This is a genomic window from Arthrobacter sp. R4-81, from assembly GCF_054792365.1.
Genome location: NZ_CP096445.1, coordinates 1,940,508 through 1,955,111, shown reverse-complemented (window position 1 = coordinate 1,955,111; position 14,604 = coordinate 1,940,508). Strand labels below are relative to the sequence as shown.

17 protein-coding genes and 1 tRNA gene are annotated in these 14,604 nt (G+C 60.6%); 6 read left to right on the top strand and 12 right to left on the bottom strand.

The window, feature by feature from the left end:
- Positions 1 to 49: 49 nt before the first annotated feature.
- Positions 50 to 973 (bottom strand): Nif3-like dinuclear metal center hexameric protein, encoded by a 924-nt coding sequence (locus tag M1E05_RS09185; RefSeq protein WP_461165061.1) that lies wholly within the window; start codon positions 971 to 973, stop codon positions 50 to 52.
- A gap of 99 nt (positions 974 to 1,072) precedes the next feature.
- On the opposite strand from M1E05_RS09185, the gene msrA reads away from it, so the two are divergent.
- The 3 genes from msrA to epsC all read left to right on the top strand — a co-directional run bounded on the left by msrA (position 1,073) and on the right by epsC (position 3,224).
- Positions 1,073 to 1,597: a peptide-methionine (S)-S-oxide reductase MsrA gene (gene msrA / locus M1E05_RS09180; protein WP_458111169.1), complete on the top strand. Its 525-nt coding sequence runs from the start codon at positions 1,073 to 1,075 to the stop codon at positions 1,595 to 1,597.
- Positions 1,598 to 1,662: 65 nt separating this feature from the next.
- Positions 1,663 to 2,598 (top strand): cysteine synthase A, encoded by a 936-nt coding sequence (gene cysK, locus M1E05_RS09175; protein ID WP_461165060.1) that lies wholly within the window; start codon positions 1,663 to 1,665, stop codon positions 2,596 to 2,598.
- Positions 2,599 to 2,639: 41 nt separating this feature from the next.
- On the top strand, positions 2,640 to 3,224 hold the full coding sequence (gene epsC / locus M1E05_RS09170) for a serine O-acetyltransferase EpsC (RefSeq protein WP_309105415.1): 585 nt from the start codon (positions 2,640 to 2,642) through the stop codon (positions 3,222 to 3,224).
- Positions 3,225 to 3,316: 92 nt separating this feature from the next.
- Here the strand turns inward: epsC and gndA are convergent, their stop codons facing one another.
- Positions 3,317 to 4,753, bottom strand: a complete 1,437-nt coding sequence (gndA, locus tag M1E05_RS09165; RefSeq protein ID WP_461165059.1) for an NADP-dependent phosphogluconate dehydrogenase — start codon at positions 4,751 to 4,753, stop codon at positions 3,317 to 3,319.
- 239 nt (positions 4,754 to 4,992) lie between these two features.
- On the opposite strand from gndA, the gene M1E05_RS09160 reads away from it, so the two are divergent.
- Both M1E05_RS09160 and M1E05_RS09155 read left to right on the top strand, forming a co-directional pair.
- On the top strand, positions 4,993 to 5,718 hold the full coding sequence (locus M1E05_RS09160; protein ID WP_461165058.1) for a FadR/GntR family transcriptional regulator: 726 nt from the start codon (positions 4,993 to 4,995) through the stop codon (positions 5,716 to 5,718).
- A gap of 69 nt (positions 5,719 to 5,787) precedes the next feature.
- A complete protein-coding gene (locus M1E05_RS09155) occupies positions 5,788 to 6,843 on the top strand; it encodes a D-2-hydroxyacid dehydrogenase (protein ID WP_461165057.1) in 1,056 nt (351 codons plus the stop codon).
- Between the two features lie 24 nt (positions 6,844 to 6,867).
- On the opposite strand, the gene M1E05_RS09150 is transcribed toward M1E05_RS09155, so the two are convergent.
- From M1E05_RS09150 to M1E05_RS09140, 3 genes are all read right to left on the bottom strand, one after another.
- Entirely contained in the window at positions 6,868 to 7,791 is a 924-nt protein-coding gene (locus M1E05_RS09150) for a hypothetical protein (protein ID WP_461165056.1), read from the bottom strand.
- A 118-nt stretch (positions 7,792 to 7,909) separates the two neighbouring features.
- Positions 7,910 to 8,062 carry a sigma factor-like helix-turn-helix DNA-binding protein gene (locus M1E05_RS09145; protein ID WP_461165055.1) on the bottom strand — a complete coding sequence of 51 codons (153 nt, stop codon included), beginning with the start codon at positions 8,060 to 8,062 and terminating at the stop codon, positions 7,910 to 7,912.
- Positions 8,063 to 8,075: 13 nt separating this feature from the next.
- Complete coding sequence (locus M1E05_RS09140) at positions 8,076 to 8,318, bottom strand: RNA polymerase sigma factor (protein ID WP_458111177.1); 243 nt, start codon at positions 8,316 to 8,318, stop codon at positions 8,076 to 8,078.
- A 110-nt stretch (positions 8,319 to 8,428) separates the two neighbouring features.
- Between M1E05_RS09140 and M1E05_RS09135 the strand changes: the two genes are divergently transcribed.
- Positions 8,429 to 9,178 (top strand): class I SAM-dependent DNA methyltransferase, encoded by a 750-nt coding sequence (locus M1E05_RS09135; RefSeq protein WP_458111178.1) that lies wholly within the window; start codon positions 8,429 to 8,431, stop codon positions 9,176 to 9,178.
- A 119-nt stretch (positions 9,179 to 9,297) separates the two neighbouring features.
- Here the strand turns inward: M1E05_RS09135 and M1E05_RS09130 are convergent, their stop codons facing one another.
- The 7 genes from M1E05_RS09130 to M1E05_RS09100 all read right to left on the bottom strand — a co-directional run bounded on the left by M1E05_RS09130 (position 9,298) and on the right by M1E05_RS09100 (position 14,387).
- Positions 9,298 to 10,647 (bottom strand): MFS transporter, encoded by a 1,350-nt coding sequence (locus M1E05_RS09130; RefSeq protein ID WP_461165054.1) that lies wholly within the window; start codon positions 10,645 to 10,647, stop codon positions 9,298 to 9,300.
- Between the two features lie 194 nt (positions 10,648 to 10,841).
- Positions 10,842 to 11,639 carry an IclR family transcriptional regulator gene (locus M1E05_RS09125; RefSeq protein ID WP_461165053.1) on the bottom strand — a complete coding sequence of 266 codons (798 nt, stop codon included), beginning with the start codon at positions 11,637 to 11,639 and terminating at the stop codon, positions 10,842 to 10,844.
- Between the two features lie 346 nt (positions 11,640 to 11,985).
- Positions 11,986 to 12,270, bottom strand: a complete 285-nt coding sequence (locus M1E05_RS09120) for a hypothetical protein (RefSeq protein WP_461165052.1) — start codon at positions 12,268 to 12,270, stop codon at positions 11,986 to 11,988.
- Between the two features lie 91 nt (positions 12,271 to 12,361).
- Positions 12,362 to 12,437, bottom strand: a tRNA-Val gene (locus M1E05_RS09115).
- A gap of 106 nt (positions 12,438 to 12,543) precedes the next feature.
- Positions 12,544 to 13,464: an NAD-dependent protein deacetylase gene (locus M1E05_RS09110; RefSeq protein ID WP_461165051.1), complete on the bottom strand. Its 921-nt coding sequence runs from the start codon at positions 13,462 to 13,464 to the stop codon at positions 12,544 to 12,546.
- 9 nt (positions 13,465 to 13,473) lie between these two features.
- Positions 13,474 to 13,965 (bottom strand): peroxiredoxin, encoded by a 492-nt coding sequence (locus tag M1E05_RS09105; protein ID WP_461165218.1) that lies wholly within the window; start codon positions 13,963 to 13,965, stop codon positions 13,474 to 13,476.
- A 2-nt stretch (positions 13,966 to 13,967) separates the two neighbouring features.
- The gene (locus M1E05_RS09100; protein ID WP_309105427.1) at positions 13,968 to 14,387 is read right to left on the bottom strand and encodes a DUF3052 domain-containing protein; all 420 of its coding nucleotides are present in this window, start codon (positions 14,385 to 14,387) and stop codon (positions 13,968 to 13,970) included.
- Positions 14,388 to 14,604: the final 217 nt, after the last annotated feature.

Here is a 14,604-nt window from a genome sequence, read left to right as displayed (position 1 = left end):
CTGCTCCCCTGCCTCGCTGCGCTCACCCGGGGCCCCTCGCACCTCAGGCTTAGCCGGGAGTCAGAATGAAGTCCCACGGATCACTGTTGGTGGTGCTCACCTGGATTTCCACCTCGTGGCCCTGGTCGTTCAGGACGTTGCCCAGTGCTTCCGCGGCCGCCGGCAGCCACAGCCACTCGCTGGCGAAGTGTGAAACGTCAATCAGGTAGGGCCTGCCGTTAACAGCGGCCTCGCGCGCTTCTGAGGCAGGGTGGTGGCGCAGGTCGGCCGTGACATAGATATCGGCGTTGCTGGCTCTGACCTCATTGAAAAGAGAGTCCCCCGCCCCGCCGCAGACGGCGACCCTGCGGATGAGGCCGTCCTTGTCCCCGGAGACTCGGACGCCGCCTGCAACTGAAGGAAGGATGCCGAACACCCGGGCGGCAAAATCCCCCAGGGTCATAACGTCGGCGAGATCGCCCACGCGCCCAATGCCTTCTTCCGGAAGGCCATTTGCAGCGGCCATTAGCGGGACCACATTCTGGAGACCCAGGGCATCAGCAAGGACGTCCGAGACACCCCCGACGGCGGAATCACCGTTTGTGTGAACCGTGAGAAGCCCGGTACCGGACTCGATCAGCCGGTGGACGGCTGCACCCTTGGGCGTGGTGGCTGCGACAGAGCTGACGCCCTTAAGCAGCAGGGGGTGGTGGGTGATCAGGAGCTGGGCACCCCATTCAATGGCCTCTTCGATGACTTCAAGGGTGGGATCCACAGCGAACATGATCCGCTTGACGGATGCAGACGGATGCCCGGCCACAAGGCCCACTTCGTCCCATTCTTCTGCGAGGGACTCCGGCCAGAGTTCCTCCACGGCGAGCAGAATTTCACCCAGCGTCGGTGTCAAGGATACGTTCTCGGTCCCCGTGGGGTCCGTAGTGGGCGAGCCCTGGGCGGAGGGCGCCGTTGAAACATCCATGTTCACTGGTTCCATACCCCCATTTTTACCCTATTGCAGGGCCTCGACTGCACGCGTTGCACTCTCGTAAGGTTGTCCGGGAATCATCGGACTGCTTCAACCATTGAAGAGGACATGAAAACGTTTGTACTTGGCGGAGGCTGCTTCTGGTGCCTTGACGCCGTCTACCAGATAACCAAGGGTGTCAGCTCCGTTGTCTCCGGCTATACCGGAGGCCACGATCCCCATCCCGATTACTACTCAGTGTGTGCCGGCACCACCGGACACGCTGAAGTTGTTGCCGTTACCTTCGACGAGGAAGTGATCCCTGCAGACGTCATTCTTGACATGTTTTTTGCCCTGCATGATCCCACCACGCTGAACAGGCAGGGTTACGACGTCGGCACCCAGTACCGTTCCTCGATGTTCTACCAGACAACGGAAGAGAAGATCCTTTTTGAGGAGGCGATTGAGCGCAACCAGGCGCTGTGGTCGCATCCGATTGTTACCGAGGTCAGCAGGCTGCCGCGATTTTATGTCGCGGAGGAGTTCCACCAGAACTACTACGGCAAGCATCCTGAGCAGGGCTATTGCCAGGTGATCATCAACCCGAAGCTGGCAAAGGCCCGGAAATATTACTCTGCATGGCTTAACGCTTAGCAAGGGTTCCCGGGCCTCGTTAGGCTGACCTCAGTATTCCCACCTCAGAGAACAGGCTCAGATACATGGCACGGATCTATGACGACGTTACCCAGTTGGTAGGCGGCACCCCCTTGGTCAGGCTCAACCGGCTGACCGAAGGCCTTGATGCAACTGTGGCGGTCAAGCTCGAGTTCTACAACCCGGCCAACAGCGTCAAGGACCGCATCGGTGTTGCCATCATCGACGCAGCCGAGAAGTCCGGTGCGCTGAGGCCCGGCGGAACCATCGTCGAGGGAACCTCGGGCAACACCGGCATCGCCCTGGCGATGGTGGGCGCAGCCCGCGGCTACAAGGTCATCCTGACCATGCCGGAAACCATGTCCACCGAGCGCCGTGTCATGCTGCGCGCCTTTGGTGCAGAGATTGTGCTCACGCCAGGTTCTGAGGGAATGCGCGGGGCAGTTGAAAAGGCGCAGGAGATTGTCGCCAACACCGAGAACTCCATCTGGGCGCAGCAGTTCGCCAATGAGGCCAACCCTGAGATCCACCGCACCACCACGGCTGAAGAAATCTGGACGGACACCGACGGCAAGGTCGACATCTTCGTATCCGGCATCGGCACCGGCGGAACCATCACCGGCGTCGGGCAGGTCCTGAAGGAGCGTAACCCCGGCGTCCAGATCGTCGCTGTGGAACCGAAAGACTCGGCCATCCTCAACGGCGGCGCACCCGGCCCGCACAAAATCCAGGGAATCGGGGCGAACTTCGTTCCGGAGATCCTGGACACCAACGTCTATGACGAGGTCCTGGACGCAACCCTCGAAGACTCCGTACGGGTCGCACGCGAACTCGGCGTCAAGGAAGGCATCCTGGGCGGCATCTCCTCAGGAGCCATCGTGTGGGGTGCGCTCGAACTGGCGAAGCGCCCGGAAAACGCAGGCAAGCTGATTGTGGCAGTCGTGTGCGACTTCGGCGAGCGTTACATCTCCACCGTGCTCTATGACGATATCCGCGGCTGACACTTCGCCCGCTCTCCCCCGTTTCCTGTAGAAAGACCTTTGTGAGCTTTTTCGCAAGACTTAAGGAAGACCTCGACGCCGCCCGGTCACACGACCCGGCGGCTCGAGGTTCTTTTGAGAACTTTTTCGCCTATTCGGGTTTGCACGCCATCTGGGCACATCGCCTGACCCACCGGCTCTGGCAAACTCCTTCGCTGCGCTTTCCGGCCCGGCTGATCTCCCAGCTGGCCCGGTTCCTCACAGGCATCGAAATCCACCCGGGAGCCACTATCGGCCGACGGTTCTTTATCGATCACGGGATGGGTGTGGTCATTGGCGAGACTGCCGAGATCGGCGAGGATGTGATGATCTATCACGGTGTGACCCTCGGCGGGCGTTCCCTTGCCAAAGTTAAGCGCCACCCCACCATTGGCGACCGCGTCACCATCGGTGCGGGGGCCAAGATCCTGGGCCCCATCACCATCGGGCGCGACAGTGCGGTGGGTGCCAACGCCGTCGTCGTCAAGGATGCACCTGCTGAATCGATCGTCACCGGCGTTCCTGCTACGTGGCGCCACCGGGATGCCCAGCGCGAAACAAAGGCAGCGGTTGACCCTGCCGAGTACTACATCGAATACCGGATCTAACAGCTTTCCGGAACCTCGAACCACTTACGCATAAACAGAACGGCCGGCGCCTCCCACTCGGGAGTCGCCGGCCGTTCTGTTTATGGCAGGAACTAGTGTGTGTCCACGGCCGCGATTTCGGACTTGTCTTCGCCCCACAGGGTGTGGAATGTACCTTCGGCGTCAACACGGCCGTAGGTGTGGGCTCCGAACAGGTCGCGCTGGCCCTGGATCACAGCGGCCGGGAGGCGCTTGCGGCGCAGGCCGTCGTAGTAAGCCAGTGACGAGGAGAATACCGGAACGGGGATACCCAGCTGAACGGCGGTTGCGACAACACGGCGCCATGCCGGAAGGACCTCGGCGATTGCCTTGGTGAACGCCGGCGCGAAGAGCAGGTTTGCGGGCTTCTCCTCGGCGGCGTAGGCCTTGGTGATTTCCTTGAGCAGCTCGGCGCGGATGATGCAGCCGCCCCGCCACAGCGAAGCGATCTCGTCCAGCTTCAGGTCCCAGCCGTATTCCTTGGCAGCGGAAGTCAGCATGTCCAGGCCCTGGGCGTAGGAGACAAGCTTGGAAGCGTAGAGGGCCTGCCTGACGTCCTCAACGAACGTCGCGGGAACCTCGACGTCGATTTCCTCGCCGGCGAGGAGCTCCTGCGCCAGCTTGCGCTGCTCCGACTGTGAGGACAGTGCCCGGGCGAAAACGGACTCGGCAATGCCCGACGTCGGTGAACCGAGTTCGAGCGCGGAAATGACCGTCCAGCGGCCGGTCCCCTTTTGGCCGGCGGCATCCACGACGACGTCGACAAACGGCTTCCCCGTCTTGGAATCCACGTGGCCCAAAACCTCGGCCGAGATCTCGATCAGGAACGAAGCGAGATCGCCCTGGTTCCACTCAGCGAAGATCTTCGACTGTTCTGCCGGCTCGATGCCCGCCCCTGAACGGAGCAGGTCGAAGGCTTCACCAATAACCTGCATGTCGGCATATTCGATACCGTTGTGGACCATCTTGACGAAGTGACCGGCGCCATCCGTGCCGATCCAGGCGCAGCACGGCTTGCCATCGACCTGGGCTGCGATCTTCTCGAGCAGCGGTCCGAGGGCGTCGTAGGACTCCTTTGAGCCACCGGGCATGATGGAGGGTCCGTTAAGGGCGCCTTCCTCTCCACCGGAAACGCCGATGCCCACAAAGTGCAGGTCCTTGGCAGCAAGGGCAGCTTCCCGGCGACGGGTGTCCTCGTAGTGGGAGTTGCCGGCGTCGATGATGATGTCGCCGGGCTCAAGCAAGGGCTCCAGCTGCTCGATCACTGAGTCGACGGGCTTGCCCGCCTTGACCATGATGAGCACGCGGCGCGGCTTCTCCAGGGAATCAACCAGCTCCTGCAGGGTTTCGGTTCGGACAAAATCGCCGTCGTGCCCGTGCTTTTCCAGCAGAACATCCGTCTTCTCCACGGACCTGTTGTGCAGGGCAACGGTGAAGCCGTTCCTGGCGAGGTTTCGGGCCAGGTTGGCACCCATGACCGCGAGGCCGGTGACACCGATGTGTGCAGACATCAAAACTCCAATTCATTCATGTGCAGGTTTGCATCCAGTCCCGCACTTCCTGGGGAACACAGTTTGAGAACCAGTGGATATGAATAAAGCATATGTATTGCCGGTCAGTACGGGGAAGTTCAGCCCACGTAATGGAAGGCTTTGCGTCATAAAAAGGCCCAAGGCCTGCCCGGGTACGTCTCCCGAACTGCCGGCAACCAGCTGAAGGAAACAACACGGGCACGATTATGCTTACCACTATGTCAACCAGCCTCCACCATCGTGCAATTGAACATTTGGGGACCAGCATCGTCGGAGGAAGCCTTCCCGCAGGCCATGTTGTCCTGGCTGAGCAGCTGGAGGATGAACTCAAAGTATCGCGCTCAGTGGTCCGCGAGGCCGTCCGGGTCCTGCAGTCCCTCGGCTTGGTCGAAACAATTAAGAGAGTTGGCATCCGGGTCCTTCCCGCCGATCGCTGGAACCCGTTTGATCCGCTAGTGATCCGGTGGCGCCTGGCCGGGGACGCGCGCGGAGCTCAGCTCCGCTCACTTGCGGAGCTCCGCTCGGCGGTTGAACCAATAGCTGCAGAGCTTGCGGCTCTCAACGCGCCGGAGGCCCTTCGTAGGGAGCTCCTTGAGGTGTCCGACGCCATGAGAGCCGCAGGCGAGGCAGGCGACCTCCCCCAGTTCCTGAACCTGGACATCCGGTTTCATTCTTTGCTGCTGACTGGTTCGGGCAATGAGATGTTCGCAAATCTTGTGGGGCAGGTGGCCGAGACGCTGACTGGCCGGACTGTCCTTGGGTTGATGCCCGATCACCCGAGTGAAGCTGCCTTGGGATGGCACAGGGAGGTGGCGGAGGCGATCGCGGCTGCAGATTCTGCCGCGGCACGGGAAGCTGCAGACAAGATCATGCGGCATTCCCTGGCAGAGCTGGAGCCCAATTGGCGGGATCAGCCACGGGTGTTTCTGGAGCCTCGCAGATGAGGCCGTAAGCTGGGGACATCCTTTGGTCCAGTGTTCAGTATTCTTGACTGAATTCAGTATGATGAACACATGACGCCTCCTGAAACCATCGTCGCGATCGCCGTCCCGCTCGAAGCTGAGCATGTGGAGCGGATCCGTGCCGTGGATCCCACTGTGACTGTGCTGTACGAACCCGACCTTCTTCCCCCGGAACGTTTCCCGGCGGACCATTCAGGCGATCCGGATTTTCAGCGAAGCCCGGAGCAGGAAGAACGCTATTGGGCGATGCTCAATAAGGCCCAGGTCCTGTACGGCTTTCCCAACGAAAGCCCCGGAGGCCTGGCCAGAATCGCCGGCAGCAACCCCCATCTGCAATGGATCCATGCCATGGCCGCGGGAGCAGGAGGCGCAGTCAAGGCCTCGGGACTGGACAGTCAGACACTCCAGAAGTTCCAGGTCACCACCTCTGCCGGCGTGCACGCCCTCCCCCTTGCGGAATTCACTGCCCTCGGCATCCTCAACGGATTCAAGCGCAGCGCTGAACTGGCGCAGGACCAGGCTGCCAAAGCGTGGCCTGAACTCCGGATTCCCACCCGCTTGGTCAACGGCTCCCGGCTGGTGGTGGCAGGACTGGGTGAGATCGGCCTTGAGACGGCCAGGATCGCCCGGGCCTTGGGCATGAAGGTCAGTGGCACCAAGCGCTCGGTGGCACCGATCGACGGAATTGAGGAAGTAGCAGACAACAGCGGCCTGGCAAGGCTTGTGGCTTCGGCAGACGCCGTCGTCAACACGCTGCCGGGCACTCCCTACACAGAAAAGCTATTTAACCGGGAGATCTTCTCGGCCATGAAGCCCGGTACGGTCTTCATCAACGTGGGACGCGGAACCGTGGTGGACGAGGACGCCCTGCTTGAAGCCCTGAACAACGGCCAGGTCTCCTATGCTTGCCTGGACGTCTTCGCCGTCGAGCCTCTCCCAGAGGAGAGTCCGCTGTGGAACCACCCGAAAGTTATGGTTTCACCCCACACGTCTGCACTTAGCGCCGCTGAGAACCGGCTCATCGCCGAACGCTTCTGCAGCAACCTGCGCACCTACCTCGACGGCGGGGAACTCCCGCACCTGGTTGATACCGTGCACTTCTACTAAATCTCAGAAGGCAGATCCCGGAAATCAGGGCGTCGCCGGCACCACTCTGCGGCCCTTCTGGAAGGGGCTGAACCCTGTCCCTGGCGGCATAACGTCGAAAACCGGGAGGGTCTCGCCGGCGCAAGAGGCAGTTTCGAGACTCAACCGTCCCTTGACCAGCGGCCCCGGGTCACCGTCTGTCATGGAGATGAATCCCCATTCATTGAGAGTGACTGCTTTGTCGACCTCAAATGCTCCACGATAGCGAACGTTTCCTTCCGCATCCGCTGACATTGGTCTGACGGCTGCCGTGAATCCCCGCAGCCAGCGCAGGTAGACCTTCTCTGTGCTGTTTTCGAAAGTGAAGCATGCCTCAGCGGCGGAAACATGGCCGCGTACCAGGCCCGCTCTCTCTCCACCTTCCCCTGCGGTGCCCCAGATGACATCGGTGGCGGTCTCAGGCGACAGGCTGTCCGTGTAAGTGGCCACAGGCACGTCCCCCTTCGGCGCCACGTCTATGCGCGATCGGAGGTCATCACCGATGTCCACCGGTTCGTCAGTGAAGGGGGCCGTCGTGGTGAACGTCCTGATGTTCCGAATCTGCAGAAGCGCGTGTGCTCTCTCCATCAAATGCATCTCACCGTCGGCGCCAAGGGCAAAGAACCCGAGATACGTCATGGGCGCTTCTTTCTGGCTGTGCTGCCAAAGCAGGGTACCGCTGGCGGTCCTGTCTTCCACTGCGGCAATATCCACGGAGGTGGTCCCCAGGCTACGCGAACCTTTTAACACCTGCCGTACATCCACCGGTTCGACCCCGATCCGGTCACCTAAGTTCCGGGAGGTGGGCAATGCCTCCAGGACGAGCACTTCGCCTGCTTCGGCGAATAAGTCGTGGAATGGTCCGGCGGGAGGGTTTTGACCGGGATCAGGGGCGGCAGCAGATGGAGCGGGATTCGGAGGAGCCTCCATCGTGGCCGCTGGTGCCGCGACGGGCGGGGGGGCTGGACGTAGCTTGCAGTAAAGACTGCTGCCGCTACGGCGGCAACTGCCAGGAACCCTCCGGCCATGTCGTCGGCGGAAAGGTCCTTCATCGTTGGAACTCCTCTGAATCTCGTTCGGTCTGAAGCAGCTGACCGAGCGCCTTGCGGGCACAGTGAAGCCGCATCCTTATGGCTGTAACGCTGGTATTCAGGAGATTTGATACCTCGCCGGAACTGAAGCCATCCCAGTAGGTCAGCAATAAGACCTCGCGTTCAATTCCGCAGAACGTTGTGTGCCACCCCGAAGAGGACCATGACGGACAGTTCGTCCACGTGCCTGGATTTCTCCCACACGATCCGAAATACTTCCGCGCAAAGGTCCTCGGCAGTAGAAGGGTTTTCAGTTCGCCGGCGGAAGTATCGGTAGATGCGGTCGTGGCAGGCTGCGTGAGCCGCCGTAAACCGCTTTTGTCTTTCCAGGTCCACGCGATCCCCCAGATGCGTTTGTAAGCTCATGCCCGGTTAATGTCCGGCAACCGGGAATGTGTAACCAGGAATCGCAAGTTGCCCGTTTCCAGATGGTTTGCCGGCCCGGTTCCGGCTCGGCTGTGTGCAATAGTGGCGGGATGGTTAATCAGCAACAGCTTTGGGACCATCATGTCGCGAAAGAGTACGACACCCCGGGGGAGGGAATGTTCTCCCCCGAAGTTCTTGGGCCCACGATAGAAGTCCTGTCGAAGTTCGCAGGTCCGGGTCCGGCCGTCGAGTTCGCCATCGGTACGGGGCGTGTCGCCATTCCCTTGGCAGAAGCTGGAGTCCAGGTCAGCGGCATCGAACTGTCTCATGCGATGATCTCCCGACTACGTGAAAAGGTCGGCGAAGACCGCATTCCCGTCGTTCAGGGCGACATGACTGAGGCATCGGCGGGCGAGGACTTTTCGCTGGCTTTTCTGGTGTTCAACACCATCTCCAACCTCCTCACACAGGACGAACAGGTCCGGTGTTTCCAGAACGCCGCCCGTCATCTGGCACCAGGCGGACGCTTCGTTATTGAGCTCTGGGTGCCGCAACTGCGTTCGCTGCCGCCCGGACACGGCGCGACAGTCGAGGTAAGTCAGCCCGGATACCTGCTGGTCGATACCTATGACGTGTTACACCAGCACGTCGTCTCCCACCACGTGCAATTCGGCCCCGAACTGTCGGAAGGGCGCGATGCAAAGATCGGACGGACACCACACCGGTACGTCTGGCCCAGCGAGCTCGATCTTATGGGGCGGCTGGCCGGATTTGAGCTCGAATCAAGATGGGCGGACTGGGACCGCAGCGAATTCACTGCGGAAGCCCGCAGCCACGTCTCCGTGTACCGGAAAGGCTGAATCTCTCGTTCGTACTTTTGAGGTTAGAGTCGACGTGCAGGAAGAGAACATGCAAAAGACGGCCCTCTGAGGAGGGCCGTCCTTTGCTCCAGACAACGAGGAATCGTGCAGTACGAGGACTAGCTGGCGTCCTCGACGAGCAGGAGGTCCCGGCCTCTGGTTTCCGGAGTGAAGAAGGTAGTGGCAAAGGAGATCAGCGCCAGCACTCCCGAGTAGACAGCCAGAACGAGCCACGAGTATCCGGTCGCCGCAAGCAGGGCGGCGCCCACCAGGGGAACTAGACCGCCGGCCAGCACTGCGGAAAGCTCACGGCTCATGGCAACGCCCGTGAAACGGTACTGGGATCCGAACAGTTCCGGCAGGAGCGGGCACTGCGGGCCAAGCATAGACTGCACTCCCAGTGCGATGCCCACCACCATGACGACCCAGACGAGCGTTACGTTGCCAAGGGTGACCAGGTAGAAGGCCGGGAAGGCAATGAGAGCCTGGAAAAGGGCACCGTAGCGGTAGACCGGGACTCGTCCGAACCGGTCGGACAGGGCACCGAACGTAACCACCATAACGGCGGCGAACCCTGCGGCAATGAGGAGGCCGACTGGACCAATGAACTTGTCTCCCGGGAACACTCCGGCCGGAGCAGCGAGGAAGGCAACCAGCAGCGCGGAGTAGATCGAGGAGTTTCCGTTCTCACCCATCCGCAGCCCGATGCCGATCAGCACATTCTTTTTTGAGTGCTTCCAGAGCTCTCCCACCGGGTTTTTGACAACATTCTTGTGCTTCTCCAGCTCCTGGAAGACCGGTGTTTCCTTCAGCCGCAACCGGATGAAGATAGCAACAGCAATCAACAGGATGCTGGCCAGGAACGGAACGCGCCATAGCCAGCCTTCAAGAACGGCCTTGTCTGCCATTGCGATGAGGGCAAACGTACCGGCGCCCAGCAGTGTCCCGAGCTGAATGCCGACGAAGGGAAGGGAGGCGAAGAAACCACGCCGCCGCCTCGGGGCAAATTCCGAGATGAGCGTTGTGGCTCCGGCTTGTTCTGCGCCCGCACCAAGTCCCTGGAGGATCCGCAGGGTTACAAGGAGAACCGCACCCAGCATGCCCGCCTGTTCAAAGGTAGGCAGGAGCCCGATCGCGAAGCTGGCGGCTCCCATAAGGCCGATGGTCAGGATCAGCACCATCTTTCGGCCGAAGCGGTCCCCGATGTAGCCGAAGATGACCCCACCGAAGGGGCGGGCCGCAAAGCCAACACCGTAGGTAGCGAAGGATGCAATCAGCGCACCCTCAGCTCCAAGAGGCTTGAAGAACAAGGGCCCAAAAATCAGGGCAGAGGCCAAGCCATAGATATAGAAGTCGTAGTACTCAAGCGCGGAGCCCACGGAGCTGGCAAGAGTTGCCCTTCGCAGCTGTTCCGGTTCGACGACGGCGCCGTCCGCATCAGCCAGCGGTAATTCAGTACGAGCTGTCACAAGCACTCCCTTAAGAACACTCCAGACCCCCGTTGGTCCGGCGGGATAGTCCAGCACCGTGGTGCTGATCACTATGATGAACACAGTACAACATAGTGAACGCTTGGCCAAGGAGTATTTTCGATGTGTCATAGGAAGGGATGCATATGCCTCTCGCAGGCTGAATCAGCTGCGAGGGCCCATCCAATTCGCCCCTACCCCATGGGATTACCCAGGGAATGGGCCAGCTCCTGCAACTCCTTTACCATTTGGGCGCCCTGTTCCGGCGAATAGGTGGCTTTGAGTGCCGTTACTGAAAGTCCAAGACTGGGCCCATGGGCTCCCCGCGTGGGCACAGCCACAGCAAGGCAGACCACCCCGGTTGTTGACTCCTCGTCCTCGAAGGCATAGCCCTGCTCACGGATTTGCCGGATCTGGGACTTCAGCTCCGCTCCGGTGCGGAGCGACTTGGGGGTCATTACAGGCAACTGCAAGTCGTCCGGGAACTTCTCTGCCAGGTCGTGATCGTGGAGGCGGGCAATAAGGACTTTCCCCACCGCACAGAGGGATACCGGCATCTTGTCGCCGATGTTCGACGTCAAGCGAACGGCAGGGTGGCCTTCGTAGCGTGCAAGGTAAATGACGTTCATTCCCTCAAGCATTGCGATCCGAACAGTCTCACCGGACAGGGTGGGAGCCTGTTCGCAGTAGCGGTAGAACTCCTGCACTTCATCCAGCCGGCTCAGGTAGGCTGCGCCCAGCTCCACGAGCTTGCGCCCTAAGGCAAAATCCTGACCCTGCCTGTTGACGAGGCGTGCCTCCTCCAGAGCAAGCAGGAGATTAGAAGTTGATGATTTCGGGATGCCCAGCTCGCGGGCTAGATCACTTAACGTCAGGCGCCCGGTGGCCGACGCCGCCAGGGCGTCCAGGACGGCCGACGCCCGCGTTACAGCCGGCGCGGGAGACGCGCTTCCTGCTCCCTCAGACGAACGGGACGTTCGGGAATCCACCATGATTCTCCTTAGCTCGATGCCGCAGTGTCAGCTCTCTGTTCATTATGCTGAACACTAAACATCGTAGTGGTAAAGCGAGTTGGGCAACCCTGACGTGGGGCTTATGGGAGGGCTCAATGGGTGGCCCACTTCGGCGACCACTCACCCGGATGGGCGTACGAGACAGATGTTGCCCTGAAGTTTCCGTAAAAGTTACGAGCTGTTTCGCTTTTCCCACGCTTCACGGTATATTCAATTCAAGCCTTCCACCGCGGCATCCCCCAATAGCCGCGGTGGAAGGCTTATCCAATTCCTGGGGTTAGCGCTAATTCTTGCGATGGCTGCCCTCCTGGCGATGATTGCCTCCCTAGGCGGCCACCGCCGAGCGAACCCGCCAGCCTCCGCCTAATCCGTCGCGGATCAGCTCCATGGTGGTCAACGGAGTCGAGCAATTCCGGCCCAGCCTCGCCTGGATCTGCCACACCTCGACATCCACCCGGCTCAGCCCCTTTGGCATTCTCCGCTCGGCTTCCCACCAGTTTGTCCGCTCAAACCACCGGACGCAGCCTGCGGCGACGGTCCACTCGCGGCCGCTTCTGACTACAGCCGCGGGATGACCATCGGGGGTCAGGCGTACTACTACGTGTTCCATCGGCCCAAGCTATAGCGAGGGTACGACAATCACCGATACGCGAAAAACCCCGCCGCTCTGGCCAAATAAACCAGAATGACGGGGTTTCCTGTGGTGGGTCCTACCGGGATCGAACCGATGACATCCACGGTGTAAACGTGGCGCTCTACCAGCTGAGCTAAAGACCCATCGTATGGTTTGAACACTGCGGTGCTTCCAACCAACGAACATAGACTCTACCCGAACCTGGGCGGAGAAAGCCAATCGCCTTCGTCGTCCTGTAGCCTCCGGTCCCTACAGCGGAGAAAGATTGGCCGCCAGCCACGTCAGTGACTCACTTACGCCGGCTTCGAGTTTTATGGTCGCCAGGTTGTCCCCGCGGGTTTCACCCCGGTTGATGATGACTACCGGTTTTCCCTGCTTCGCTGCATGGCGCACGAACCGCAAGCCGCTCATAACGGTCAGCGAGGATCCTGCCACCACAAGCGCTTCGCCTTCGTCCACCATGGCATAAGCCTGTTCCACTCTTTCCTTCGGAACATTCTCGCCAAAATAGACGAAATCGGGCTTCAGCAGTCCACCGCAGGCAGGGCAATTGGCGATCACAAAACTCTCGATCAGCCGGAGGTCGTCCACTTCAGCGTCAGCGTCAGGCGCTATTTCGACCACTCCAGCTGCAAGGGCTTCCTCAAGGAATCGTGGATTGAGTTCTTCAAGCACGCCCGCCACAAGTTTCCGGCTGTAGCGGCGGGAGCACGACAGGCAGACGACCTGGTCAAAGCGGCCGTGCAGGTCAACCACGTTGACGCTCCCGGCGTCTTCATGCAGGCGGTCCACGTTCTGTGTAATGAGGCCGGTCAAGAGCCCACGCTGTTCAAGAACGGTGACGGCCAGGTGTCCAGGGTTGGGATCCGCACGCTTGAGGTGGGACCAGCCGATGTGGTTGCGTGCCCAATAGCGCTGACGGTTGTGGTGCTCCCCCACGAACTCCTGGTAAGTCATGGGTTCACGGGGAGGCGAACCAGGGCCGCGGTAATCGGGAATTCCCGAATCTGTACTCAATCCGGCTCCGGTGAGCATTGCAAACCTGGTGCCGGCAAGGAGATCAGCTATGGCCTGGAGTATTTCCAGCTGATCGGGGGCGGGGCCTGCGGCAGGAACCGAGGGCAGGATTGCAAATCCAGTCATCCCGATCCCCGGCCGCCGCTGCCTCATCGAATCCAGCTACCTGGCCAGTCCAGCCAAGGCCTCACGATAGTCGGCCAGGTCCCGGGCTTGTCCCCGGGGATTGACGACGACGTATTGGATCACGCCGTGCGCGTCGATGATGAAAGTGCCCCGCAAGGCCATCCCCGTGACGGCGTCAAACACGCCGTACTGCTGTGCCACCGCTCCGTGGGGCCAGAAGTCCGCCAGGAGGCTGAAGCCATAGGCTTCCGCCTCTGCGTAGGCGCGAAGCGTGAACTTACTGTCAACGGATACTGCCAGCACGGTTGCGTTCGCCTCGTCAAACTCAGCGAGGTTGTCCCGGATCTCACACAGCTCTTGCGTACAGATCCCGGAAAACGCAAACGGGTAAAAAAGCACAACCACGTTTTGGCCACGCAATGCAGAGAGCCGGACAGGCTCACCGAACTGATTGACCAGTTCGAAATCGGGAGCCGGTTGGCCGACGGTTGGAACAAGCGTATGTTCCGCTGTGGCCTGAACGGGCAGGGTCACTTATTCTTCCTGGTCACCAACCGGGTGGCGCTCCAGTCCTTGGACACGCCGGCTGACGTAGTGACGTGAAGGCCGGCGGTGGGGGCAGCATCCTGGATGTCTGCAGGAGACACGTAGCCGGGCCGGCCGGATTTCGGTGTCAGAACCCAGATGGCACCGCCCTCGGAGAGGGTGGTGAGGGGTTCGACGAGAGTGTCCACGAGGTCGCCATCGTCGGCCCTCCACCAAAGAATGGCGGCATCAACGACGTCATGGTCATCTTCATCGAGGAGTTCCGAGCCCGTGAGGTCTTCAATATCGTCACGCAAGTCGAAGTCGACGTCGTCGTCGTAGCCGAACTCCTGAATCAGATCCCCGTTTTTGAAACCCAATTTTTCCGCCACATTTACCGAAGTGGCGGCGTCGGCCTCGCTCACGTGTTCCTCCAATACTCTTGATTGCATAAAAGTCAGATGACCTCCATTGGTACAAGCCAACACCCTTTGTGCCTGTGCATCAAGCTGTTGACCCCGTGGCCCCGCAATTTCTGCGTCAAAGGGCACGCCGGATCCGCTGAGGCTACCCGACGGATTGTCACACAACCAGTATGACGGCGAAATACGACAGGGGTGTAAAGCACGCGGCTACGCATCG

Excerpts from the sequence above, each read along its gene's own strand:
- M1E05_RS09185 (WP_461165061.1), bottom strand. The coding sequence starts at position 973 with ATGGAACCAGTGAACATGGATGTTTCAACGGCGCCCTCCGCCCAGGGC.
- msrA (WP_458111169.1), top strand. The coding sequence starts at position 1,073 with ATGAAAACGTTTGTACTTGGCGGAGGCTGCTTCTGGTGCCTTGACGCC.
- cysK (WP_461165060.1), top strand. The coding sequence starts at position 1,663 with ATGGCACGGATCTATGACGACGTTACCCAGTTGGTAGGCGGCACCCCC.
- gndA (WP_461165059.1), bottom strand. The coding sequence starts at position 4,753 with ATGTCTGCACACATCGGTGTCACCGGCCTCGCGGTCATGGGTGCCAAC.
- M1E05_RS09160 (WP_461165058.1), top strand. The coding sequence starts at position 4,993 with ATGTCAACCAGCCTCCACCATCGTGCAATTGAACATTTGGGGACCAGC.
- M1E05_RS09155 (WP_461165057.1), top strand. The coding sequence starts at position 5,788 with ATGACGCCTCCTGAAACCATCGTCGCGATCGCCGTCCCGCTCGAAGCT.
- M1E05_RS09150 (WP_461165056.1), bottom strand. The coding sequence starts at position 7,791 with ATGGAGGCTCCTCCGAATCCCGCTCCATCTGCTGCCGCCCCTGATCCC.
- M1E05_RS09140 (WP_458111177.1), bottom strand. The coding sequence starts at position 8,318 with ATGAGCTTACAAACGCATCTGGGGGATCGCGTGGACCTGGAAAGACAA.
- M1E05_RS09135 (WP_458111178.1), top strand. The coding sequence starts at position 8,429 with ATGGTTAATCAGCAACAGCTTTGGGACCATCATGTCGCGAAAGAGTAC.
- M1E05_RS09125 (WP_461165053.1), bottom strand. The coding sequence starts at position 11,639 with ATGGTGGATTCCCGAACGTCCCGTTCGTCTGAGGGAGCAGGAAGCGCG.
- M1E05_RS09120 (WP_461165052.1), bottom strand. The coding sequence starts at position 12,270 with ATGGAACACGTAGTAGTACGCCTGACCCCCGATGGTCATCCCGCGGCT.
- M1E05_RS09110 (WP_461165051.1), bottom strand. The coding sequence starts at position 13,464 with ATGAGGCAGCGGCGGCCGGGGATCGGGATGACTGGATTTGCAATCCTG.